The organism is Leptolyngbya cf. ectocarpi LEGE 11479 (genome assembly GCF_015207065.1).
GTDB classification, from domain to species: domain Bacteria; phylum Cyanobacteriota; class Cyanobacteriia; order Phormidesmidales; family Phormidesmidaceae; genus Leptothoe; species Leptothoe ectocarpi.
In genome coordinates, this window is the sequence record NZ_JADEXP010000061.1 from 1 (window position 1) to 23,331 (window position 23,331).

At 50.7% G+C, this 23,331-nt stretch carries 24 protein-coding genes; 14 read left to right on the forward strand and 10 right to left on the reverse strand.

Annotation, left to right across the window (positions count from 1 at the left end):
- The 3 genes from IQ260_RS09215 to IQ260_RS09225 form a co-directional block, all read left to right on the forward strand.
- Positions 1 to 1,124 (forward strand): Rqc2 family fibronectin-binding protein (locus IQ260_RS09215; RefSeq protein WP_193992811.1); only part of this gene is annotated, 1,124 nt, incomplete at its 5' end.
- Positions 1,111 to 2,211, forward strand: coding sequence for a tRNA dihydrouridine(20/20a) synthase DusA (gene dusA, locus IQ260_RS09220; protein WP_193992812.1), 1,101 nt, complete (start codon positions 1,111 to 1,113; stop codon positions 2,209 to 2,211). The genes IQ260_RS09215 and dusA, both read left to right, overlap by 14 nt.
- Positions 2,212 to 2,332: 121 nt before the next feature.
- On the forward strand, positions 2,333 to 2,602 hold the full coding sequence (locus IQ260_RS09225) for an acylphosphatase (protein ID WP_193992813.1): 270 nt from the start codon (positions 2,333 to 2,335) through the stop codon (positions 2,600 to 2,602).
- Between the two features lie 72 nt (positions 2,603 to 2,674).
- Here IQ260_RS09225 and IQ260_RS09230 read toward each other — a convergent pair whose 3' ends face one another.
- A complete protein-coding gene (locus tag IQ260_RS09230) occupies positions 2,675 to 3,280 on the reverse strand; it encodes a hypothetical protein (RefSeq protein WP_193992814.1) in 606 nt (201 codons plus the stop codon).
- Between the two features lie 397 nt (positions 3,281 to 3,677).
- Between IQ260_RS09230 and IQ260_RS09235 the strand changes: the two genes are divergently transcribed.
- From IQ260_RS09235 to IQ260_RS09260, 6 genes are all read left to right on the forward strand, one after another.
- The gene (locus tag IQ260_RS09235; RefSeq protein WP_193992815.1) at positions 3,678 to 4,409 is read left to right on the forward strand and encodes a hypothetical protein; all 732 of its coding nucleotides are present in this window, start codon (positions 3,678 to 3,680) and stop codon (positions 4,407 to 4,409) included.
- 57 nt (positions 4,410 to 4,466) lie between these two features.
- Complete coding sequence (locus tag IQ260_RS09240) at positions 4,467 to 6,419, forward strand: thiamine pyrophosphate-binding protein (protein ID WP_193992816.1); 1,953 nt, start codon at positions 4,467 to 4,469, stop codon at positions 6,417 to 6,419.
- Between the two features lie 82 nt (positions 6,420 to 6,501).
- Positions 6,502 to 7,260 (forward strand): flavodoxin family protein, encoded by a 759-nt coding sequence (locus tag IQ260_RS09245; protein ID WP_193992817.1) that lies wholly within the window; start codon positions 6,502 to 6,504, stop codon positions 7,258 to 7,260.
- Positions 7,261 to 7,559: 299 nt separating this feature from the next.
- Positions 7,560 to 8,882 carry an efflux RND transporter periplasmic adaptor subunit gene (locus tag IQ260_RS09250; RefSeq protein ID WP_193992818.1) on the forward strand — a complete coding sequence of 441 codons (1,323 nt, stop codon included), beginning with the start codon at positions 7,560 to 7,562 and terminating at the stop codon, positions 8,880 to 8,882.
- A 5-nt stretch (positions 8,883 to 8,887) separates the two neighbouring features.
- Positions 8,888 to 10,072, forward strand: a complete 1,185-nt coding sequence (locus IQ260_RS09255) for an ABC transporter permease (protein WP_193992819.1) — start codon at positions 8,888 to 8,890, stop codon at positions 10,070 to 10,072.
- A gap of 77 nt (positions 10,073 to 10,149) precedes the next feature.
- Positions 10,150 to 11,652 (forward strand): TolC family protein, encoded by a 1,503-nt coding sequence (locus IQ260_RS09260; protein WP_193992820.1) that lies wholly within the window; start codon positions 10,150 to 10,152, stop codon positions 11,650 to 11,652.
- An 82-nt stretch (positions 11,653 to 11,734) separates the two neighbouring features.
- Here IQ260_RS09260 and IQ260_RS09265 read toward each other — a convergent pair whose 3' ends face one another.
- Positions 11,735 to 11,884: a hypothetical protein gene (locus IQ260_RS09265; protein ID WP_193992821.1), complete on the reverse strand. Its 150-nt coding sequence runs from the start codon at positions 11,882 to 11,884 to the stop codon at positions 11,735 to 11,737.
- Between the two features lie 467 nt (positions 11,885 to 12,351).
- A complete protein-coding gene (locus IQ260_RS09270) occupies positions 12,352 to 12,717 on the reverse strand; it encodes a pentapeptide repeat-containing protein (RefSeq protein WP_193992822.1) in 366 nt (121 codons plus the stop codon).
- A 485-nt stretch (positions 12,718 to 13,202) separates the two neighbouring features.
- Here IQ260_RS09270 and acs point away from each other — a divergent pair, with 485 nt between their 5' ends.
- Positions 13,203 to 15,188: an acetate--CoA ligase gene (gene acs / locus IQ260_RS09275; RefSeq protein WP_193992823.1), complete on the forward strand. Its 1,986-nt coding sequence runs from the start codon at positions 13,203 to 13,205 to the stop codon at positions 15,186 to 15,188.
- A gap of 110 nt (positions 15,189 to 15,298) precedes the next feature.
- Here the strand turns inward: acs and IQ260_RS09280 are convergent, their stop codons facing one another.
- Positions 15,299 to 15,538 (reverse strand): hypothetical protein, encoded by a 240-nt coding sequence (locus IQ260_RS09280; protein WP_193992824.1) that lies wholly within the window; start codon positions 15,536 to 15,538, stop codon positions 15,299 to 15,301.
- A gap of 122 nt (positions 15,539 to 15,660) precedes the next feature.
- Positions 15,661 to 16,713: a hypothetical protein gene (locus IQ260_RS09285; protein ID WP_193992825.1), complete on the reverse strand. Its 1,053-nt coding sequence runs from the start codon at positions 16,711 to 16,713 to the stop codon at positions 15,661 to 15,663.
- A 316-nt stretch (positions 16,714 to 17,029) separates the two neighbouring features.
- On the opposite strand from IQ260_RS09285, the gene IQ260_RS09290 reads away from it, so the two are divergent.
- Entirely contained in the window at positions 17,030 to 17,713 is a 684-nt protein-coding gene (locus IQ260_RS09290) for a helix-turn-helix transcriptional regulator (protein ID WP_193992826.1), read from the forward strand.
- A 247-nt stretch (positions 17,714 to 17,960) separates the two neighbouring features.
- On the forward strand, positions 17,961 to 18,146 hold the full coding sequence (locus tag IQ260_RS09295) for a hypothetical protein (RefSeq protein ID WP_193992827.1): 186 nt from the start codon (positions 17,961 to 17,963) through the stop codon (positions 18,144 to 18,146).
- Between the two features lie 116 nt (positions 18,147 to 18,262).
- On the opposite strand, the gene IQ260_RS09300 is transcribed toward IQ260_RS09295, so the two are convergent.
- Positions 18,263 to 18,454, reverse strand: coding sequence for a hypothetical protein (locus IQ260_RS09300; protein ID WP_193992828.1), 192 nt, complete (start codon positions 18,452 to 18,454; stop codon positions 18,263 to 18,265).
- 129 nt (positions 18,455 to 18,583) lie between these two features.
- Positions 18,584 to 19,690 (reverse strand): undecaprenyldiphospho-muramoylpentapeptide beta-N-acetylglucosaminyltransferase, encoded by a 1,107-nt coding sequence (gene murG / locus IQ260_RS09305; protein WP_228015767.1) that lies wholly within the window; start codon positions 19,688 to 19,690, stop codon positions 18,584 to 18,586.
- A gap of 308 nt (positions 19,691 to 19,998) precedes the next feature.
- Between murG and IQ260_RS09310 the strand changes: the two genes are divergently transcribed.
- Positions 19,999 to 20,766 (forward strand): nuclear transport factor 2 family protein, encoded by a 768-nt coding sequence (locus IQ260_RS09310; RefSeq protein ID WP_193992829.1) that lies wholly within the window; start codon positions 19,999 to 20,001, stop codon positions 20,764 to 20,766.
- A 14-nt stretch (positions 20,767 to 20,780) separates the two neighbouring features.
- On the opposite strand, the gene IQ260_RS09315 is transcribed toward IQ260_RS09310, so the two are convergent.
- Together IQ260_RS09315 and IQ260_RS09320 are read right to left on the reverse strand one after the other, a co-directional pair.
- Positions 20,781 to 21,170 (reverse strand): pentapeptide repeat-containing protein, encoded by a 390-nt coding sequence (locus IQ260_RS09315; protein ID WP_193992830.1) that lies wholly within the window; start codon positions 21,168 to 21,170, stop codon positions 20,781 to 20,783.
- 84 nt (positions 21,171 to 21,254) lie between these two features.
- Complete coding sequence (locus IQ260_RS09320) at positions 21,255 to 21,749, reverse strand: peptidoglycan-binding domain-containing protein (RefSeq protein WP_193992831.1); 495 nt, start codon at positions 21,747 to 21,749, stop codon at positions 21,255 to 21,257.
- 245 nt (positions 21,750 to 21,994) lie between these two features.
- On the opposite strand from IQ260_RS09320, the gene IQ260_RS09325 reads away from it, so the two are divergent.
- The gene (locus IQ260_RS09325) at positions 21,995 to 22,597 is read left to right on the forward strand and encodes an RNA polymerase sigma factor (protein ID WP_193992832.1); all 603 of its coding nucleotides are present in this window, start codon (positions 21,995 to 21,997) and stop codon (positions 22,595 to 22,597) included.
- Here the strand turns inward: IQ260_RS09325 and IQ260_RS09330 are convergent.
- On the reverse strand, positions 22,576 to 23,331 hold a 756-nt coding region (locus IQ260_RS09330), incomplete at its 5' end, for an adenylate/guanylate cyclase domain-containing protein (protein ID WP_193992833.1). The genes IQ260_RS09325 and IQ260_RS09330 overlap by 22 nt on opposite strands.

Below are 23,331 nucleotides of genomic sequence, written 5' to 3' on the forward strand. Positions count from 1 at the left end.
CTGCTGGTCTGGCTCCTAATCAAGTGACAGATAGTCTGACAGCGGACGATTGGCATCAGCCGTATGGGCATTGGCAACACTGGCTCCAATGTCTGGAAAAAAATGACTTTCAACCAGGCCGTACTGAGTCAGGATATACCGTCCTAGGTTGGACGGCGGTACCTGTAGCAGGGTCAATCCAGCAGCTGTTGGAAGATTATTACAGCACCCAGCTCAACCGACAAACCTTTTCACAGCTGCACCATCAACTCACTCAAAAAATCAAAAATTTGACGGGTAAACTGCGCCAAAAGGCGGCTAAGTTTTATCAGCGGTTGGAGGATTCTGACCAGGCTGAAGGCTATCGCGTGGAAGCAGATTTACTGATGGCTTATCTCCATGAGTGGCAACCAGGGATGTCGTCGATTCAGCTGAAGGCGTTTGAATCAGGAGAGCCCGTCACGCTATCGCTGAATCCTGAAAAAAATGCGGTGCAAAATGCCCAGGCTTTTTATAAGCGACATCAAAAACTGAAGCGCACCCGTGATGCGGTGATGCCTTTGCTGGAGGAGGTGGAAACGGAGCTGCACTACCTTGAACAAGTGGAAGCTGCCCTGCTCCAAACCGCTCAGTATAGGACTGTTGACGATCTCATGGCCCTAGAAGAAATCCGTGACGAGCTGATACAGCAGGGTTATGTGAGAGATCCCTATCAGCGTCAGAGTAAATCCAGGGGCCGGGCCGACCTGCCCAACTTTCATAAGTTCCAAACCCCCAGTGGTACTGATGTCTGGGTAGGACGCAACAATAGCCAAAATGAGGCCCTATCGTTTAAGGCGGCCAATGACTATGATCTATGGCTCCATACCCAGGAAATTCCTGGCAGTCATGTGCTACTACGTCTGGAACCTGGCGTGAATGCCAGTGATGATGACCTGGCCTGGGCGGCTAACATTGCGGCCTGGTTTAGCCGGGCCCGACAGTCGGAGCAGGTGCCGGTGGTTTATACCAAACCTAAACATGTCTATAAACCGAAAGGAGCCCGTCCTGGCATGGTGATCTATAAACACGAACAGGTGCTATGGGGCCAACCGCAAAAAGCCAAAGCTTATTTAGACACCCAGGCAACCCATGACAAAGCGTAGTAAAACATCAACCGTAGGTTGGGTAGAACACAGTGAAACCCAACAAAACCCAGATTTGTCCCTTACGACTCCCCCCGCCAAACGTCTCCATCCCCTCAGTGTGGCCCCTATGATGGACCGCACCGACCGGCATTTTCGCTATTTTATGCGGCAGATCACTCGCAAAACGCTGCTGTACACGGAGATGATCACCGCCCAGGCGATTCACCATGGCGATCGCAACAAGCTCTTAGGGTTTGACCCAGCCGAAAAACCCCTGGCGCTACAGATTGGTGGCGATAATCCTCAGCTGCTGGCCAAATGTGCCCGCATTGCTGAAGATATGGGCTATGACGAGGTCAATCTCAATGTGGGCTGCCCTAGCAACCGGGTGCAAAGTGGTCATTTTGGGGCTTGTCTGATGGCCCAGCCGGAACGGGTGGCTGACTGTGTGGCGGCAATGCGGGCGGCGGTGAGTATTCCAGTCACGGTCAAGCATCGGATTGGAATTGATGAGTGCGATCGCTACGAGGACATGAGCCACTTCGTCACTACGGTTGCCGCTGCCGGTTGCGATCGCTTTACTGTGCATGCCCGTAAGGCATGGCTCCAGGGACTCAGTCCTAAGGACAATCGCACTATTCCTCCCCTACGCTATGACGATGTCTATCGCCTCAAGCAGGAGCAACCCCAGCTGTGGATTGAAATCAACGGGGGCATCAAAACCTTAAGCCATAGTCTGGTTCATCTACAGCAGGCAGACGCCGTCATGATTGGTCGAGCCGCCTATGACACCCCCTATATTTTTGCTGAGGCTGACCACGATATTTATGCTGCAGACTATGCCCCCTTGACCCGTCATCAGGTTGTTCTCGCTATGTTGCCCTATATTGCTCACTGGACCGAGCAGGGAACTAAGCTCCACTCCATCACTCGACACATGCTGCAGCTGTTTCATGGCGTGCCGGGTAGCCGTGCTTGGAAGCGCCACCTGACTGATAATAGCTGCCGCCCCGGTGCTGGCGTTGACACTGTCAACGCCGCATTAGCTCACGTCCCAGGGCCGATGAGTAAAAATATCTATCAACCGATGTCTTTGTCAATGTAAATCCCTGGGTGATTGCAAAAAATAAATCCCCTGACCACGAAAATTTTAGAACGTGATAAATCTTAACAAAAAATTACAATTTGAGACAGAATGGGGATCAGTAAGTTAGCTCTCCCCTTAGATGTCAAGAATCAAGATTACGGTCTATGGCCGGGTGCAAGGTGTGGGCTTTCGCTATCACACGCGGCAAAAAGCACAAGAGCTGGATTTGACCGGCTACGTAACCAATAAACCCGATCGTACGGTAGAAATTGTGGCCGATGGCTCCGAGCGGCAGCTCCAGTCTCTGGTGGCGTGGACGCAAACTGGGCCTGTGCGGGCTAATGTTCAGCGGATTGATGTGGAAGACTGTTTGCCGATCAACCGCTTTGATGAATTTGTAATTGAGTGATCGGCCCTGCCCCTGCTAAGACCGCAGATTTTGTCGGAAGAAATCTCTCGGTTCAGAGATGGGCTCGAGCCTCTACAGCAACGTGTAGATCAGCACTAAGGCAAATGCGGCCATGCACGTCAGAATAAAGGTGTCCCGGCTCAATGAACGGCGGGAGTTTCTGCGAGGAAGGGCTCGACTACCTGGGTGGGGTAAAGCCAGTGTGGCGGCATCACTATGACCCACGACATATCCGTTGTCGCTGTGGGTCGGAAAAGCCGGTTGAATGATGATAGGAGGATTGCGGTGATAGCTGTTGCTAGGTACCGCTATGGGAGCTTCTTCTAAGCCAGTAAACATGCTTTCCTCAAGCACGAGGCTGATTTCATAGCCGCTCCAGCCCTTATCTTTCAAAATATCAGTGGCTGCGTCCGGACCCCGGTTGAGAAAATCGATAGCTGAATGGGTGGGTTCAGCATGGCCTGAATATAGAGAATCAGCGGGCGGCCCAAATACTTGCTGCAGCTTATCAAACTCTCTAGACTGAGTCTGCATCATGGCAAATTGCTGGTCAGTGATATCAGCTTTTTTTAAGACGCTATTGATTTGTTCACAAGACCAACCTTCTCTACATAGCGTACGGGCAGCTCTGATATCTAAGGCTTGTTCCAACAAGGCATCATGCTGAGCGTTCTTCATATTATTTTTGACTTAGGCAGGCACGTATATAGGCACGTTACCCAAAGCGGCAGCTCGATTAAAGCTTGGCCGTAGGGACGAACAAAATGGAATAAGCCTGAGGTGCCAGAGAGTACCCTGATAAGCCCCCAATTTCTTTTTCTACATTACATATACGTGATCAGCTATAACTCAGTGCCTAGTGCCGGTATAACCTCTAGAAAACTTCAATAGCATGTGAAGCATTGACAAAACTCTAGGCAGGATTCATATCTTGTGCTGAAGTCGGACTAGGAGTGTCCTGAAATGCCTCAGATTAAGAATGCCAAAGTAAATTTAGGTAAGCATTTTTGTGGCGCTGTCACTATCTATACAACTATGGTCAAGGAACGATAATGTGTATCGCTAGGGGCCTGCTATGTCTGGACCGGGATTGGTATTAACGGTAGGTTTGGCACTGGTCCATGCGTTTGTTTCTAAACTAAATATTTTCTCATTTATTTCTGAATTTCGATGGATGTCCTTTGCGGGTGGTGTGTCTATCGGATATGTTTTTCTGGAGATTTTTCCAGAGTTAAGCCATGCGCAAGAGGCAATAGAGCATTCTGAGGTGCCGCTGATTGCCTATGTGGAAAATCATGTCTATATTCTGTCGCTATTGGGGCTTTTGGTATTCTATGGGTTAGATATTTGGGCACTTAAGTCTCGACAGCATAACAGGAATAGAAACGATCAAAATCGCACTCAACATTCTGTTTTTTGGATACATATTGCTGCGTTTACAGTGCTTAATATTATTGTGGGTTACCTGCTACAGGAGTTGAGCGATCACACGCTGGTACGCTGCCTTTTGTTTTTTGGGGCCATGGCTCTGCACTTTTTTATTGTTGATCATGGTTTGCGGGAACATCACCAGGCTCCCTATGACAGGTATGGCCGCTGGCTGTTGACGATGGCAATTATAGTGGGTGCGATCGCAGGTCAATCTATCCACCTCAGTGAAGCTGGAATCCTAGCCGTTTGGTCATTTTTGGCAGGTAGCATCATTCTGCATATTTTGAAGCAAGAACTACCTGATGAGAAAGAAAGTTGTTTCTTGTCGTTTGCAGGCGGAGCTGCTCTTTACACAACGTTACTGTTGCTTGTTTAGGTTGTTCTCATAAACAACTGCCATAATTCCTGGGACTGAGATTTTAGGAGAACGACCATGCCTGATGTCATAACGCAGTGGTATCGCGTTCTAGATCTAGATGAATTACCCGACGGTCGAGTCAAGACTGTTGTCGCTGGCCATAAAAGCTTGGCTCTCACCCATTACCAAGGTCAGTATGGTGCTCTCGATAATCGCTGTCCCCATCAGGGTGGGCCGTTGGGGGAAGGCTCCATCGAAAATGGTCTGCTGCGGTGTCCCTGGCACGGCTGGGATTACTGTCCTCTGACGGGGGCACCGCCTGGAGAGTTAGACGTAGATGACGGTCTAGATATATTTCCCGTGGAGGTGCGCTCCGATGGCGTGTATGTAGGGTTAGAGACAGAAACGCCCCACACCCGCACCGTCAGCGATGTGATGGTGGAAACCATGGTGAACTGGGGCGTGACCCATGTATTTGGCATGGTGGGCCATTCGAATTTGGGACTAGCCGACGCCATGCGTCGCCAGGAAATTCAGGGAAATCTCAGCTATATTGGCATTCGTCATGAGGGGGCGGCTGCGTTTGCCGCATCTGCCTACGCCAAGCTGACGGGGAAACCGGCTGCTTGTTTGAGTATTGCGGGGCCGGGTGCGACCAATTTACTCACCGGTATGTGGGATGCCAAAGTAGATCGCGCCCCAATTCTGGCGCTTACGGGGCAGGTCAATTCTCAGGTATTGGGCACCGGTAACTTTCAAGAATGCGATCTCTCCGCTGCCTTTAGCGGTGTTGCCGCCTGGAGTCAGACGGTGCTTAGCCATAGCAAGCATGCTGAACTGATGACCCTAGCGATTAAACATTCGTTGTTAAAGCGGGATGTTTCTCATCTAATTTTTCCCGATGAGATTCAGGTGCAGGAGGCCGTTGATGTTCCGGCTTCAGACCCTGGGGGGCGCATCACTCCGTTGCAAATTGCTCCCCCTCCTGAGTCATTGCAGCAAGCCATCGATAAGTTAAAACAGTCTCGCCGTCCGGTGATTATTGTTGGCCACGGTGCTCGCTTTAATATGGAGGCGATTACTGCCCTGGCAGAGAGCTTAGGGGCTCCCATCCTGACCACGTTTAAGGCCAAAGGCTTGATTTCGGATCACCACCCTCTAGGGTGTGGAGTGTTGGGGCGTAGTGGCACGCCCATTGCCAGCTGGTTTATGAATGAGGCGGATGTGCTGCTGGTGTTAGGAGCCTCATTCTCGAACCACACCGGCATTTATCCGGGTAAGCCGATTATTCAAGTGGATTTTGACCCGCTGGCGCTGGGTAAGTTTCACCCGGTGGAGGTACCCGTGTGGGGTGAAATCAGCATTGTGGTGGAGCAGCTGCAGGCGGCATTGACCGGCAATGTGGAGACGGAGGATCAGCGATCGCAAATAGCAGACCGCTGGGCCATCTGGCGCGCCGAAAAAGTTCGCCGTGAGGCAGATGATCGGGGCAATGGTTTAAACTCTGCCAGTATCTTTGCCGCGATGACTCGCCATGTACCCGCCAATGCTGTCATCGCTGTTGACGTGGGCAACAACACCTATTCCTTTGGCCGTTACTTTGAATGTCAGTCCCAGTCCGTTCTGATGTCGGGGTATCTCGGCTCTATCGGCTTTGCGTTTCCAGCTGCCATGGGCGCTTGGGCAGCAGCAGGTCAGGAGCGACCGATTGTCTCTGTTTCGGGGGATGGCGGTTTGGGCCAATACCTGGCTGAGTTTACCACTGCTGTGAAGTATGGCATGAATATCACCCACATTCTGGTCAACAATTCTCAGCTGGGTAAAATCTCCAAGGAGCAGCGGGCGGGAGAGTGGGATGTGTGGCAAACGTCGTTGCACAACCCTGATTTTTCTAAATATGCCGAGAACTGTGGTGGTCTGGGCATACAGGTCACTAACAAGGAGGAACTGGATGAGGCAATTACCCGAGCCCTGGCCTATCAGGGACCCGCCCTGGTGGAGATTATTGCTGATCCTGAATTAATTTAGCCCCGTCACCTATCCGCGTTTCTTGATCGAAGTCGAAAGGAACGCCGACACAAAAACACTGTTTCTAAACCTACTTACTCTGATGACAGAACAACTTGCCAAGATTACTCAGCATCAATGCGAGAATGCACCTGCGCAATACAGCGATCTTAAAGCGCTTTTTCTAAACTGTACCCTCAACCGTACACCTGTGCTTTCCCATACCCGAGGGGTGATCAATATTGCCAAAGAGATTTTTGAGGCTAATGGCATCCAGACTAAAGTGATCCGTCCTGTGGACTATGAGATTCCAGCAGGTTTAGGTTTGGATATGTCTGAAACCCCTGAATGGGATAAAGATGACTGGCCACAGCTACAAAAACAGATCGATGAGACTGACATTTTGGTGTTGTGTACGTCGGTGTGGCTCGGTGAGAAAAGCTCTGTATGCAACCGGGTGTTGGAGCGGATGTATGGCTACACTCATCTGCTCAATGAGAAAGGGCAATATCGTGACTATGGCAAGGTGGGAGCTACGTTGATCACCGGTAACGAAGACGGTGTGAAGCACTGCGCCATGAACATTTTGTTCTCGCTGTCCCACATTGGCTATACGATTCCTCCCCAGGCGGATGCAGGCTGGCTCGGTGAGGTGGGGCCTGGTCCGTCCTACCTAGATCCAGGTTCCGGTGGTCCTGGCAATGATTTTACCAATCGGAATACTACATTTTTGGCGTGGAACTGTATGCACCTGGCACGAATGCTGAAGGATAGTGACGGAATTCCAGGCCATGGCAATCAGCCCGACGCTTGGGAGGCGGGATGTAAGACGGACTTTAAGAACCCAGAGCATAAGGTGTAGGTTGGGTTGAAACACTACCAGCACCTTTTGCTTCTAAAGCAATGTCTCATCAACCCAACAAATCCAACCCACATCGCCTAAATGTATTTTTTGAGCGTTGATCGTTGCCAATGTTGGGTTAATGAGTTTTTGGAAAAAAGCGAGAAATTTGGGTATGGGATAACCCAACCTACGCTTTTGCTGGTGCTCTCTGTTTTCTCAACCATTCGACCTTTGGCGATGATGGACAGTCATCGGCTGGTCTTTTACTCTGGAGTAAGCAGACATCATGGGCATTTGCTGTCGAGGTATCAGGAAATATGACGGATGTTGGGTCTCCAGAGCAGTCTAGGGCAAAGTCGCTGGCGGCTTTGGATCCTTTGGGGGCGACGTCTCGCTCTTTAACCTATCGTGCGATCGCAATCTGGCTGCTTGGCTTTATGGCTTTAGCAGCTGTATCTGTTTGGGGCTACAGGCGCTATCGCAAGACCACTGTAGAGGCTATTTCTGTTCCCTTGCATACGGTAGAGCGCTCGGCGGTAGAGCTGACGGTGACGGCAAGTGGCACGTTGGCCTTTGGGGGGCAGCAAACGCTAAAGTCGCCTCAAAACGAAGCGACAGTTGAGCAAGTGCTGGTGGCGACGCGCAACCAGGTTGAAACGGGGCAGCCGCTGGTGGTGCTGCGCGATCGCAATAAAGAACAGGAGCTGCGATCGCAACGGGTCACAATCCAAAAAGCAACGCTAGACCTCAATCGTAATCAAGAAAAAGTAACTGAGGTCCAGCAGCAAGTGTCGGCGGCGGTTGAGCAATATCAAGAATCTCAAACGCTGTTGGAGCAGGGATTTATTTCTGAAGATGAGGTGCGTGATGATCAAGACGCCCTAGATCGCGTTCGCTCTGCGCTCAAAGATGCCCAGCTAGCGGTGACCAAAACTGAGCTGGACCTCAAAGCAGCAGAAGAAACCCTGGCCTTGTTAGAACAGCAGCTTAGCGATCGCGTTATTACCTCACCGATTGATGGAGTGGTGCTCAAAGTACATGTTAGTGCTGGAGAAGCGATCGCAACGAATACAGAGTTACTCACCTTAGGGGACCCTACCCAAGAAATTGTTGACCTGCAGCTTTCCACCCTGGATGCTGCCAAAGTCAGTATCAACCAGCCATCGAGAATTCGTGCCATCGGTCCCGACGCCCAAGACTATCAGGGGCGAGTAGTGGCTCTATCGCCCCAGGCAATCAATCCGCAGGGCGCTGGTAATAATTCTCAAGAAGGTCAGGCCAGGGTCAATACCAAAGTGAGGCTAGACAGTGCTAGTCAAACCTTGATTCCTGGCAGTTTTGTCAGTGTCGAAATCATCACGGAGCAGCAGCAAAACGTTTTGGTGATCCCTCCCGAAGCGGTTCAGCGGAATGGCCCAGACACATTTGTCTGGATCCGCGACCAGCGGGGTAATGCCGCTCAACAACCGATTGAGCTGGGCTTACAAGGTCTGGACCTGTTTGAGGTGACCGAGGGCCTGAGGGTGGGCGATCAGGTGGCGCTAGTGCCCCCGACGCTGACTATTACCCCAGGGACGCCCATTAGCGAGCCCGAATTTTCTGCGCCGGATGCATCACCGGATGCATCACTGGTTGAGTAGCTGCCATGGGACTCCCCTTACCTGATTTGTTATTTATGACCTGGCGCTCCCTGACCAATCAGTGGTTGCGCTCTGGGTTAACGGCCTTTGGCGTTTTTATGGGTGTGGGAGCCGTTAGCGCCACCTTAAATATTCAAACCATTACCCGTGAACAGATCGACATCAAGCTAGCTGCCAGAGACCGACCTTTTGTCACACCTTATATTTGGGCAAACGAAGGCCCCGAGCCCGAAATTGACGAGGCGGTGCAAAAATCTCTTCAGGACTCAATTGCTGAGATTCGTTCCATCAGTTCCATTAGCCGAGTTTGGAATGTGAGAAATGCGCAGTATGAGGCCCAAGAAGCGGAGATTGATGCCCGTAGTGTTTCCCTAAACTACTTAGAGACGACCGGACGTCGCGTACTACAGGGCCGGTTCTTTGACCAGGCGGATGCAGAGCAGTATCGCCCTGTGGCCCTGATCGATGAAAAGCTGTCAGAAAATTTGTTTCAGAGACAGTCGCCGCTAAACAAAGCGATTTATGCCAGCGGCAATCGGTTTGTGGTGATTGGTGTGATTGAAACCAAGTCTAATTCTGAGTGGGAGTCGGATGGTGAGCTGTGGATCACCGAAACCTTTGCGTCGGTCTTATCTGGTGGATATCGTTGGGACCAGTTGCAAATTAGTGCCCATTCGCTTACTCAAATTGGTACCTTAAGTGAAGCGGTCGAAGCGTTTTTACTAGATAGCTATCCCCAGGCAGAGGTCTATATGCAAAGTAATGCTGAAGATCTATTGGAGGACTTAGAAATTCAACAAATTGCCTCGGCAGCACTCACCGGAGTTGGGTTGATTGCCCTGGTCATTGGTGGAGTAGGCATTGCCAACATTACGGTTGCAGCAGTACTAGAACGAACCAAAGAAATTGGTATTCGTCGGGCCATTGGTGCTTCCAAGCTAGAGGTGATGAGCCAATTTATTTTAGAAGCCGTCATTCTAAGTTTGTTGGGGGGAGCTGCTGCTGTTGCCACGGTCCACGGATTGACTCGAGTGACTACTACTGTAGTCATTCAAGCGCCTTATCAATTCTCTCCTCGCAATGCAGCTTTATCCATGGGTGCTGCCGTGGCAGTGGGTGTGGGAGCTAGCTTTATTCCAGCCCTACGGGCTACCCAGATTGATATTGTCAAAGCCCTGCGGAGTGACTAATGCAAATGAGAGTTCAACCTCATGTCAGTAGATGCTTTCAAAACAGTTTTCTCAAAACATTGTTATTGGCTAGTGTTTTGACCTTACCTGTTACGCGGTCTGCTCTAGCTCAGACAAGCCTTCCTGACTTGCCACCACTCCAGGAAGAACCGGCTTCTGGCCCATCCGCAAGTGACCTACTGGATATCCCTCAAGCAGACGAGTCTGAATCTAATAACCTTTCTACCCAAACCTTATCCCTAACAGAGACAGATGTGGTTACGCTGCTACTCCAAAATAACCGTGAACTTAAGAACGCCGTTTTGGATAGAATTGCTCAACAGCAGGAACTGCGAGAAGCCGAGAGTATTTTTGAGCCAGACTTTACTCCCACATTGAGCTTAGAAGTGAGCGATGCCTCGGGAAATGAGACAGACATTACGCAGGAAGCTCGTCTCGGGGCTGATTTGTTGACTCCTTTGGGGACTAACCTGGAGGTGACGGTGGATATTCTAGATGAGCAGGAGTTGGGAGTTACCATAACTCAACCCTTGCTGCGTGGGTTTGGTCGGGAGGTGAATACGGCATCCGTAGAAGTGGCACGTTTACAGGAAACTAGAAATCAGCTGGATTTACGCCAGCGGCTCATTTCTGACATTACCGGTAGCGTTGTGACGTACCACGCCCTCATTCGTGCCCAGGCTAGCCTACAGATTCAACAACTGTCCTTTGAGACTCAGCAACAACAGCGCCGCTCTATTGCTGCCCTAGTCGAAGCTGGACGGCGGCCTCGGTTTGAGCTAGTGGAGATCGACGCTAACCTGGCAGATACTGAAACCAGTGTATTGGAAGCCGCTAACGCTCTAGAACAAGCCAAGTCTGACCTATTAGACCTGTTAGATTTAGACGACTCCATCGAAATTACCATTCCTGAGGAAACCCTAGCCACCCTGAGCGCAGTGGTACAACCGTCTGATATGACCTCTCTCGATGAGCTAGTGACCGTTGCCTATGCCAATCGCCCCGATTATCAGCAGGCTCAACTCAATGTGCAAATTGCGCAGATTAATGGTGTGGTGGCTGCCGATAATCGTCGCTGGAATTTAGACTTACGGGCAAATGCGAGGGAAGGTGATTTATCATCAGCCTCGACAGAGCTGGTGCTGACCCGACTGCTAGAAGATGAGTCGGCGGAAACGGCATTTCAGCGCAACCAGGTAACCCAGCAACAGCTGCAGAACGGTCTAGAAAGCCTGAGGTCTGATATTCGTTTGGAAGTGGCCGATCAGCTGCGCAATGTGGATTCTGCGCGCAACCGGATTGCCTCAACTCGTTTAGCCCGTGAGCTGGCAATTCAGCGGTTAGAGAATGCGCGGGCGCGGGCGCGGCTGGGACGAACGCGCGACATTTTTGAAGTGCTGGAATTGCAAAATGCGGTGGTTGAGGCGCAGAACAGTGAGGTGAATGCGGCGATTGACTTGGCAGATGCGATCGCAAATCTCAACCAGTCCTTAGGCACTACGCTGAATGTCTGGGCAGAGCAGGTCGAAGCTAGTCAGCTGCTGCTAATGCCTGAATTTGAAGCACCTGCACAAAATTAAGCCACGAGCCAGAGAATGAAACCCACTCCCTGACTCGCATGCTCATCTGTATTGGGTCTAAAAGACGCTGGGTCTAAAAAGCCTAAAAGTAGTAGTAGCGTAACCCCATAACTGCTATAGCACTAAGACCCATCATCAGAGCCAGCAGTACATCCTGAGCGCGCTGCTGCTCAGGGGCAGCCATTTGGGCCGAGTAAACAGCAACCTTAACTTCGTCTTGATGATGACGCATCTTGACCTTCCTTAAATATTTGAATCTTAAAATCATTGCCCCAATAGCATCAGGGACTCACCAATTATTAGAAATGCTGAGATGGAATTAGGCTAAGAACCTTATTTCATCGACTCAGTACTTGCTCATAACCTTAGTATTACATGAACAAATGTAAAGTTGGTTCGCTAGGCTACACATTAAATGAACTCGGATAGATTCCTTTCTCTAAAAGGGATACAGCCAGAGGATTTCCTCAGATTATTAAGGAAATATTACATTCGAGAAGCGGATGTTGGTGAGTCGGGCATTTTTCACAATAGATAGCGATCGCACCCGGAATCACTGCATGAGCACTTGTTGCTTAACACAGAGCATTTGATACGGCACAGTGATTCGCCCCTGATAGTTTTATCAGGGGCTTTTCTTTGAATAGAACTAGAAGGTCTGGCTTTTTCAGCGAGTACCGGATGACCAGACCCAGTTTCTTATCCTTGTACAGAAATCATCTTTGCCTGCTGCGGATCAAACTCACTGGGAAATCGAGTTGTCTCCGGTATGTAGTCAGCATCTTTCAGATTGGCATTTTGCAAGCTGACATCCCGCAAGTCTGTGCCAATCAGCATGGCCCCGCGCAAATCTGCGTCGTGTAAGTTCACCTTGCTGAGCTTGGCGTAGCTCAGATCAACGCCGCGCAGATTTGCCTGGCTCAAGTCAATATTGCTGAGATCGCTGTAGCTGAGATCGGCCCCTTTTAGATCCGCATGGCTGAGGTTGGCATCAGCCAGCGATAAGCCAGAAAAGTCTCGCTGACCGCGATTATAGTGTTGCAGCAATGTGGTGATTTCAGTCATGGTGCGTGATCCTTGCTCAGCAGCAAAGACTTGATTGTGTGTGGGTTATTCTCCAGAAGATTAAGGAGATTTTGGGATGACCAGCCGATCGATAACCGTTGTGGTCCTTTCACAAATTAGCGATTTCTTGGAGGGATAGAGCTGGTTTTTGACAGATAGTTTTGGTTCTTGACATCTGGTAATAGACAACAGCTTTGTTGTTAAAGCCAATGGAACAATTGGGTGCCAAATTACTCAAGTTATGGCAGAAGACAATTTGTTTGATGATGTCGTTTTGACGAGGGGGCATCTCCGCGCTCAGCCTATCTCCACAGCGCTGGTCGCATCTACCGAACTCGTTACAGTTAATTTACGTTTTTCAACCAAAATGATGTTTGGGTGTCTTTGCATCGAAAAATATTGAAAAACATAGATAGTTTCGGCTTGGCTGTGGTTTCAACCGGTAGCCTAGATCGTATTTAGAAACGCTAGTAAGACGACGACCTATGGCACAATCCTCTAACTCACAGCCTGCTATCGAATCGATTCTGCATGAGCAGCGTCTGTTTGAGCCGCCCGCTGAGTTTGCCAAAGCGGCGACGATTTCTGGAGCCGATCAGTACCAGGCACTCTACGATAAAGCAGCCGCCGATCCTGCTGCGTTCTGGGCCGAGCTGGCTGAGCAGGAACTGCATTGGTTCAAAAAATGGGACACCGTCCTAGACTGGCAGCCTCCTTTTGCAAAGTGGTTTGTGGGCGGCCAGATCAATATTTCCTATAACTGCCTCGATCGCCATCTGGACACGCCCCGTCGGGATAAGCCAGCCCTGGTGTGGGAAGGGGAGCCGGGGGATGCCCGCACCCTCACCTATGTGGAGCTGCACGCTGAAGTGTGCCAAATGGCTAACGTCCTTAAGGATATGGGTGTGGCCAAAGGCGATCGCGTGGGTATCTACATGCCGATGATCCCAGAGGCGGCGGTGGCGATGTTGGCCTGTGCCCGCATCGGTGCGGCCCATACGGTGGTGTTTGGTGGCTTTAGTTCTGAGGCGCTGCGGGACCGGCTCAATGATGCCGAAGCCAAGGTGGTGATTACGGCAGATGGTGGTTTCCGTAAGGATAAGGCGATGCCGCTCAAGCCTGCGGTGGATACGGCGCTAGAAGGTAATGCCGTTCCCAGTGTGACCAATGTGCTGGTGGTGCAGCGCACTAAGCAGGACGTGGACTGGACCGAGGGCCGGGATGTGTGGTGGCACGATGTGCAGCCTAGTGCATCTAAGGACTGTGCAGCGGAACCGATGGACAGTGAAGATCTGCTGTTTATTCTCTACACCAGCGGTACCACCGGTAAGCCGAAGGGGGTGGTCCACACGACGGGAGGCTATAACCTCTATACCCACACCACATTTAAGTGGGCTTTTGATATCAAAGAGGACGATGTCTACTGGTGTACGGCGGATGTGGGCTGGATTACAGGCCACAGCTACATTGTGTACGGTCCTCTATCCAACGGTGCCGCCAGTGTGATGTATGAGGGGGCACCCCGGGCGTCTAACCCTGGCTGCTTCTGGGATGTGGTGCAGAAGTACAAGGTGACGATTTTTTACACGGCACCTACGGCAATTCGGGCCTTTTTGAAAATGGGCGATCAGCATCCCAATGCTCGCGATCTGTCGTCGCTGCGGATTTTGGGGACGGTGGGTGAGCCGATTAACCCGGAAGCCTGGATGTGGTACCACCGGGTGATCGGTGGTGAGAAATGCCCGATTATCGATACCTGGTGGCAGACGGAGACAGGGGGCTTTATGATTACGCCCTTGCCGGGTGCGATCGCAACCAAACCCGGTTCAGCCACCAAACCCTTCCCCGGTATCCTGGCCGACATTGTCGATGCCGAAGGCAACCCCGTTCCTGCTAACGAAGGCGGGTACCTGGTGGTCAAGCATCCCTGGCCCAGCATGATGCGCACCGTCTACGGCGACGATGCCCGCTTCCGCCGCACCTACTGGGAGCACATTCCCCCCAAGGACGGCAAGTATGTTTACTTTGCCGGGGACGGTGCCCGCAAGGACGAAGACGGCTACTTCTGGATTATGGGCCGCACCGACGATGTGCTCAATGTGTCAGGCCACCGTCTTGGCACCATGGAAATTGAGTCGGCCCTGCAGTCTCATCCAGCGGTGGCCGAAGCTGCCGTGGTGGGTCGCAAGGACGACCTCAAGGGTGAGGATGTGTTTGCCTTTGTGATTTTGGAAGGGACCCACAGCCCTAGCGATGAGCTAAAAGCTGCGTTAAAGCAGCATGTGGTCAAAGAGATTGGTGCGATCGCACGCCCTGGCGAAATCCGCTTTGCCGACGGTCTACCCAAAACCCGCTCCGGCAAAATCATTCGCCGCTTTCTCCGTAACCTGGCCAGCGGCGAAGAACTCGTCGGCGATGCCACCACCATGGAAGACCAAAGTGTTCTAGAAAAGCTTCGTACTGAAGCCTAGAAACAGCAGTTTAGAGCAAACGGCTAACGATACAGCAGGGCTAAAATTAACCTAGCCCTGCTGCTTTTTTATGTCCGACTCGCTCGAGGTGTACCTGTGTTCTCATTACCTCACAAGTCAACCGTTTGCTGGCGCTCCATCAATCTTGGATCAAAATCACTGCTGTCCGCTGCTTCTGCGGGGCCACCCATGCCCTCTACTTCCTCTGTCCAAGCTTCTAGCCGTGCCGCCTGACTCAGGGCAATGTGATAGGGCATGGGGCGGAAGTACTTTAACTTACCGGTAGTTTTCTGGGACTTAAGCCGTGGGTCCAAGAGAGGACGCGGGGATTGCTGTTTTGGTCGAGACATTAATGCTTGAGTACATAAGAACCACTCCATTCTAAAGTGATGCAGTCATTTCGTGGTGTGTGGTAGGCCACCTGGCCGATAATAGGCCGATGCCGATATCTATGATCTATATCTAATTGAGGCTAGCTGTAGCGATGGTTGTAGTCAAAGTTTAGTAGTACATCCTCATAATCTAATGCCAGAAAGCGATCTAGAGGCATATATAGCCAGCGCAAGGAAGAATTAGGGTCCGCTTTGGTCATGCGAAATCCGAGAGTCAGGGCAAAGTCTTCTGAAAGAGGATGAATAGCGATGGTGTAAATATCACTCAGATTAGGAAAGTCATCGCGAATTTTCCTCAGGGTAATCTGAGAGTCTTTGATCAGCTCACAGGCATTCTCATAGGTCCAAACAGCCAGCTCAATTTGCCAGCTACGCACAAAGACGGTGTAGCAGTCTGGATCTCCTTTAGTGGCCACTTTAATTGGATCTTCTTCTCTCACATCCAGGCGACTTAGATGGAGGCTACGACTGGGAGAGAGATCAAATTTCTCTTCTGAATCAGGATGGGCTGGCAGGAAAGCAGCAAAGCCCACGGGCTCCTGAGTTGATTCCCGTCTTAACACCCTGAGACCTTCGGGATATTGTCTGGCCCATTGTCGCAGTCCTTTTTTGATATTGTATAGCATGCTCTCAGGGCGTTCTGGGTCATAGCTATAGAGCTTCTCTAAAATGTTAGCAACTAGAGTCGCATCGTTTCTAGGATCAAAGGTGTTGGTGTAAAATGTGTCGTCAATTTCCTCCGGTTGAGGTAGCTCATAGCTTTGGGGAATGTTTAAGCTCAGTCTTGTGGCAATGCCGTCGGCTTCGCCCCGTCTAAGAAGATTTTTGGAAGCCAGTTTGTCGATCATCTGCCCTGCGGCTCTTGGAGTTCCCTGGGTTTGGGTGTAGAACAAATCGGCGGCATCACTGTGGGAGCAGTAAAAGCTGCCGATCTGTCGATTGAGGCTGGTAATTGGCCCTTGGTCTAGGCCATGCTCAGTGAGATAGCCATAGCCCCACAGACGGACAAAATAAGTAGCCTGTGTCAGGGTTATTTTTAAACCTGGCTGATGAACAATATGTTCGATGTATTTCTTTTGTATATCGAGCGGGAACCACTCCTCAACAGCATTGGGCTTGAGTTCATGATTCATGGTGGCGATGCTCCTCTTTGTATGCCATGAATGTTCCAGAATAGTCAGCAGAACGTGAAGTCAAAATGCTTCACCCCTGCTTCACCCTGCTTGATACTATCCCATCCCCCTGATGGGTGCCACGCCTATCTTGAGCATCAATCACGGCCTTAACCAAGACTTGCGATCGCTACAGCCCTCTCGTCGATGCTGTTCAGCCAAATTACGTAAGTTAGGAACTGTGATGAATCGCCCCAAGAAAATTTGAATTCAACCCTCTATCCATTCAAGTTTTAGCTGCGAGTCATCCATTGTTTCCCTTATTCAATGCAGAACCATGATGCTAAGTACGGTAGCTGTAAATGACCTCATATCCCCCATGGATGAGGTCTTGAGTGCTCAAACTGACCCTGCTTTACCCGCCATTAATTCCACAACGGATGATCTAGACCTGATTTTTGAAGTCCTACTAGGACAGGTTTTTCCATTTCGGGGGTTTATCCTATTTGATCATGTGGGTCGTCTGCTGCGTAGTACGACCAAGGCTGATGAGTTCTGTATGCTTTTGCAAAAAGGTGTTCCAGGTCAGGCCTTTGGGGCTGTGGATCCTCAGTACTTTGGGGCTATCCCTGAACAGGTGACGACGCTGTGTAATTTTCTGCGGGAGAGCTGTGATGATTTTCCTGAATATACCCTGCAGCTATATGACACAGCGTTTTTGCCTGGTGGTATTCGTCTGCAGCTCAATGTGGAATGGATTGAGCTGGCTAACCTACCGACAAAGTGCATTCTCGTCACCATTGAAGATCTGACTCAGATTGCTCATCATCGGGCGGTGTCTGATGCCTATCGGTACGAATTGACTGGTCGAGAGGCTGAAGTATGGGAGCTTTATTTACAGGGTTTTTCCTACCGTGAGGTGAGCAAAGAGTTGGTGATAGCTCTCAATACGGTTAAAAAGCATATGAAAAATATCTTTCGTAAGTGCAACATTGAGTGTCGCTGTCGGCATTTGATCTAGCGATGTGCTCAAATATGCCTCGCAATAGATGGCTGCACAATGGCTAGAGGTGCCTATTCTCAGTCATTGTGCAGTATTCAAACAAAAAAGACTCACAGCTATCAAGTGATATAAAACACAGGGTGCTAGCACAAGGATCACAAGAATTACTCAGTAATCTCTTAGGGGAATACGGTATTCTTAACTAAGAACAATCGCAGAATGTTTTTACCTGTTGGAAGTCATCGCCATGTCCCCTGTTGTCACCATGCCTCACACTGCTCATAATTCTCCTCCTGATGTCATTGAGATCCAAGCTTCCATGTGTCAGGCTGCTCAGCCTGGAACGCCCCAGCCAATTGCTCGATGGATTTTGGAAGAAGGCCAGCTGTTGGGAGTGCTTGTGGCATCATTTCCGTCACCGCTGTTTCAGAAGACTATTTCAACCTGCTAGCTACGCTGAACGAGGGTAGGTCATGAGTGATCGTAAAGAGAAGAGCCTCTAGCAAATTTTGCCAGAGGCTCTTCTCGGTTTTTACTAGATTAGAAGCCGATGTGAAAGAGCGGCTATTATGCAAGTACACGCTGTCGTCGGGTATCGTACCTGGCTACATAGCTAGCCGGGCTTTTCCTCAAGTACATAACATTGTGGATCAATTCAGAGTGTTCTTCACTGGGTTGTTGGAAGGTCATGTTGTTGCGATCGCAACTATCCTTATAAGCTGCTACCGCTTGATCAAAGTCTGAAATCTTCTCTGCCATGGTTGCCTTTAAATAGAAGCATGGGCAACCACCCAGGTAGCATACGCCTTTGCGCTCAAACTAACAGCATGCTACCCAGCTATTTGATTTGTGTGTCCACACTAGCATGCCAGCGATATCTTCTCCTACCTAACCCATTATTTGCTGTAATAATTTGGCCACCTGCTGGGCGCTATCGTTGACGGCGAGTGCCTCTGCTGCAACTCTCATGCAGTCTAGCTCTTCTGGGGTTTCGAGCAGTGCTAAGACCCGTTGCTCTAAGGTGTGGCCATCCAATTCTGCTTGACAATACACTTTGCTGGCGCCCACCTTGCCAAAGGCGTCGGCATTGTAGGCCTGATGGTTATCTGCGGCAAAGGGATAGGGAATCAGGATGGACGGTGTGTGGGTCATGGCCAGTTCCGTTAATGTGCCAGCACCGGCCCGGCTAATGACCAAGGTGGCTCGCTTGAATAGGGCTGCCACGTTTTTAAAGAAGGGACGATGGATATAGTGGGCATGGTGCAGGCTATCAGTGTCCGGGTCGTTCGTTCCAGTTTGATGGACTATCCAGGCTCCTGCCTTGAGCCAGGTGGGTGCAGCGGCTCGCACCAGTTGATTGACAGAGACAGCGCCCTGGCTACCGCCGACGACCACAATCAGCGGGACATCGTCGGGAATATCTACCTCTGTGAGGGTGGCGTTACTGTCTGCTAGAAACTGCGATCGCACAGGCGTTCCTACCCACCGGGTCTTAGCCTGCTTGGGCAAATACTGTCGAGTTTCCTTAAAACCAATGGCCACCAGCGAACACCAGGGACTGAGCCACCGCGTTACTTTTCCCGGCATGGCATTGGACTCGTGGAGCACAGTCGGCAGGCCCAAGCTGCGGGCTGCCAAAATTGCTGGGGCCGCAATATAGCCGCCAGTGGTAAACACCCCGCGAAAATTCCCCTGGTTGAGCAGTCGTCGAGTGGCCAAAGTGGCCTGGACCAGCTGGGTGAAAATTTTGAAGGTGCCTAATCCCGGTTTGCCCTGAACACCTCCCATGCGAACTGTATGGAGGGAGTATTGCTCAGGGACAAGCTCCGTCTCTAAGCGATCGGGTACCCCTAGCCATTCGATCGGGCTATTAACATGTTCGGCAGTTGCGATCGCAGGAAAAAGATGACCGCCGGTCCCACTGGCCGCAATCAGAATCCTATTGCCTTCACGATTTTTGCGTCTGTCGTCCATAATGTGAGCAACCCTGGCCATGTGTTGCAGCTGCTGGGATGGAGCAGGCCGCTGTTTCTAAGACTCAATGGTCCAATCTTTCTAGTCTATTTAGACTAAAAAGCACGATCAAGGGTTAATTTGAGGGTAACTTAGCCAGAAGCTATTATCCGTTGAATTGGCGCCAATGGAGCAGTGCTTTCTGAACCATCAGCCGATCAGACGAGTCAAGTCCATGGGAGGACCTTGGTGCTGATTTATACGATTTAGCTGATTGCGCTATCTATGGCTTGGTTGTGGCCCCAATGTTACGCATACCACCGTTACTGAAATTACTGAGGACTTTATACATGACGTCTCCTTGCCGCTGGCCGCTTTTTTCACTCGGTGTGCTGGGTATCAGTGTGTACAGTTTGTCCGCCTATGCGGCTTCTCCAGAGACAGCCCCCGCTGCCCTAGTCAATGCCCTAGAGCAAATAGAATCCGCCTCTAACGAGCAAGATATTGACGCGGTGATGGCGTTTTATAGCGATGAATTTACCAACAACGATGGTTTTAGCTATGAAATCCTCCAAGCCACACTGCCCCAGCTGTGGGAGCGCTACGACACCCTCGACTATCGTGTCGAGCTGCAGTCCTGGGAAGCATTGGAGGACGGTGGATATATTGCCGAGACGGTGACCTACATTGACGGTGTGCAAACCACTCCCCGACGGCTCACCCTAGAGTCGGTGATTCGTTCTCGCCAACAATTTACCGGTACTCAGATCACGTCTCAAGAAATTCTATCTGAGCGTAATCAGCTTAACTCTGAGGTGACCCCTCCCGAAGTCGTGGTGATCCTCCCGGAGCGTGTGGTGCCGGGTGACAGCTATGGGTTTGATGCCATTGTTCAAGAGCCCTTGGGTGAACGCTATTTGTTGGGGGCTGCTTTAGATGAGGGCACCACTGCAGAAGATTTCTTTACCCCACGTCCCCTCGACCTCGAGCTGCTGTCAGCTGGGGGCTTATTCAAGCTGGGGGATACACCAGAGGCAGCTGATAATCTCTGGGTATCGGGCTTATTGGTACGAGAAGATGGCCTGGTGGTGATTACTCGTCGTCTTCGAGTGGAGTAGAGGGGGTAGTCCAATCAGTTTGTATGGAGGGGAGTGAGGCCATCGGGCGCCACGGCTCCCCACAGGTTACTCTCCGCAAAAACGGTATTGATGATGGTGGCACCGCTGAGGTCAGCGGCCCGCAAATCGGCTCGCTGTAGGGTGGCTGTTGTTAAGTTGGCCCGTCGCAGATTTGCCCGGTGTAAATGCGCATGGGTCAAGTTAGCTTTGGTTAGGTTCACATCCCGCAAAATTGCCCATTCCAAATCCGTACCAATCAGACAAGCCTCCTTTAAGCTGCTGTAGCTTAGGTCGATCTCAGGTAGTTCCAAATGACTCAGGTCACATCCCGTTAAATCCCATCCGTGAAACATCCGTTCACCTTGCTGATAACGTTCGATTAAACGCTGAAGGTTGGGTTGCATAGTGCTTTTGTAAAACATCTAGTAGGCTTACTTATCTACTAGTGATGCCATGCATGCATATGTGACCAATATGTGACGGCGAATTTACCCACTCACAGGATCAGGCGTGTGAATCGGTAGTGGCTGTGGTAGTTCGCCCCGTTGCTCGCAACATTGCTTGATAGCCGCCTTGGTGGCCGGTCCCATTACCCCGTCAATGGCTCCTTGATAAAATCCCTCCTGCTGGAGGTATTGTTGCAAATGTTGACACTGAGATTCTTGGAGACGGTGGGTGAGATCCTGAAATGCCTGATTTAGCCATGCTTCGCTTAGACAGGTTTGGAGTTTTTGCTGCTGATCTGCAATCTCGACATCATCGATCAAGCCATGTAGGTGGGCTAGCATGTGGTCGGCTTCATCAATTAAAAAACTTAGTAAGGGGTCCGTTTCAGCGGTGGCTAAAATAGTATCTAAACGTGCCGTATCGTGATCGCTCAATGTAGGTTGTGTCGCTATCTGGCAATAGGTTTGAATGACGGCTCGATGGTGTTGAGCGTGGTCGCTAATATTTAAGTTGCTAGGGTTGAAGTGGTTAGACATAAGGGTACCTTTAGTGAGCTGTGGGTTATAAGGTGTGTGGGTTTAAGGCGCTAAGGGGTTAGTGACAAGGGCGATGCCCCTGTGACTGCAAACGTTAAATCTTTATCGATTTGCGCAAAATCAGTGTGCTAAACGGCGGTTTCCATCAAGCTGAATGACGTAGTTCTGAACCAGCGCAGGCGTAATACGGAATGTCACAGGTCCACCTTGAACTCCATTATTAAGATAATCAACCGGCGATTGGTATGGCTGAGCGACCTGACTTGCCTTTATTAGATGTTTTAGATCTTGCCCTTTCAGAGATTTTAGGTAAAGGCAATTCCTATGCGTATTCCACCCTCGCGACGGTCCGGCGTCATCTGTACCAGTTTCGACTGATCCACCAGTGTGAGCCCTATGAAATTTTGTTTGAGGCGTATCTTCGGGGCAAAACGCGGCAGCGCAATGGCGAAACAATTTATAATCCCCATGCCTGGCTCAAACGAACTGCTTTCAACATTGTGCGTGAAAAAAGTCGTCAGGCGCAGCGGCAGTCTTCCCAAAGTTATGAGGACATAGAGTATCGCATCAGCGCCGAACCGGACTATGTTTTGGAAAACATTGATTTGGGTCATGAGATAGAGCTGCTGTATAAGGCTTTGCGAGCCCTATCCCGGGAAGATGATCACACCGCTCAGCTCCTGGTTTGGCGAACTATCGACCGGCTGTCGTGGGAGCAAATCACTACTCGCCTGACGGAGTTGGGGGAAACTAATATTCCCAGCCAGGCTACCCTGCGCAAGCGGGTCTCACGGGCGAAAAAACGCATGCGACATATTATGCACAGCTATGGATTGCCTACGGGTTGAGCGCTCATAACGCCTTCAGGCAGAGTGGTTTTGACGTTGAATGTGAGTACCGTTTCATCAATGCCCTTGAGCTGCAAAGGGCTAAATTTGACGATTTCCTGTTCGTCGAGATAGTCAGCAACGGCGGCTGAGACTAAAATGCTTTCACTGTCGGCGGCTTCCTGAAGACGAGCGGCAATGTTGACGCTGGGGCCAATGGCGGTATAGTCAGCCCGCTCTGGGCTACCAAACATACCGACTACTGCTGTCCCTTGGTGAATGCCACAGCGAAATTTAACGTAGGGAACACCCTGCCAGCGCTGGTTGAGCTTGTCTAGGGCTTGGTACATGTGGCGGGCGGTGGCGATCGCACGGCGCACTTGCTCATTGGGGCTCAGGGCCTCGGGGGCACCAAACAGGGCTAGGATGGCATCCCCCATAAATTTATCGACGGTCCCACCATTTTGAAAAATAACCTGGGTCATCACTTCAAAATATTCGTTGAGCAGCTCGGCCACCCGTCGCGATCGCAGCGTATTAGACAGTTGGGTAAAGCCCACAATGTCGCTAAACAGCACTGTCACTAGCCGAGGTTCTGGCGTCAGGTTCAGTTGCAGCTCACCGTGGGCGGCTTTTTTGACTAAGGGGGCTGGTAAAAACCGCTTGAGCACGGACTCGGTTAAGTATCGATTGAGTTCGGCCACTTTGTGTTCGTTGGCCTTGAGGGCGAGCAGGTTACGCACTTCTGCCAGCAG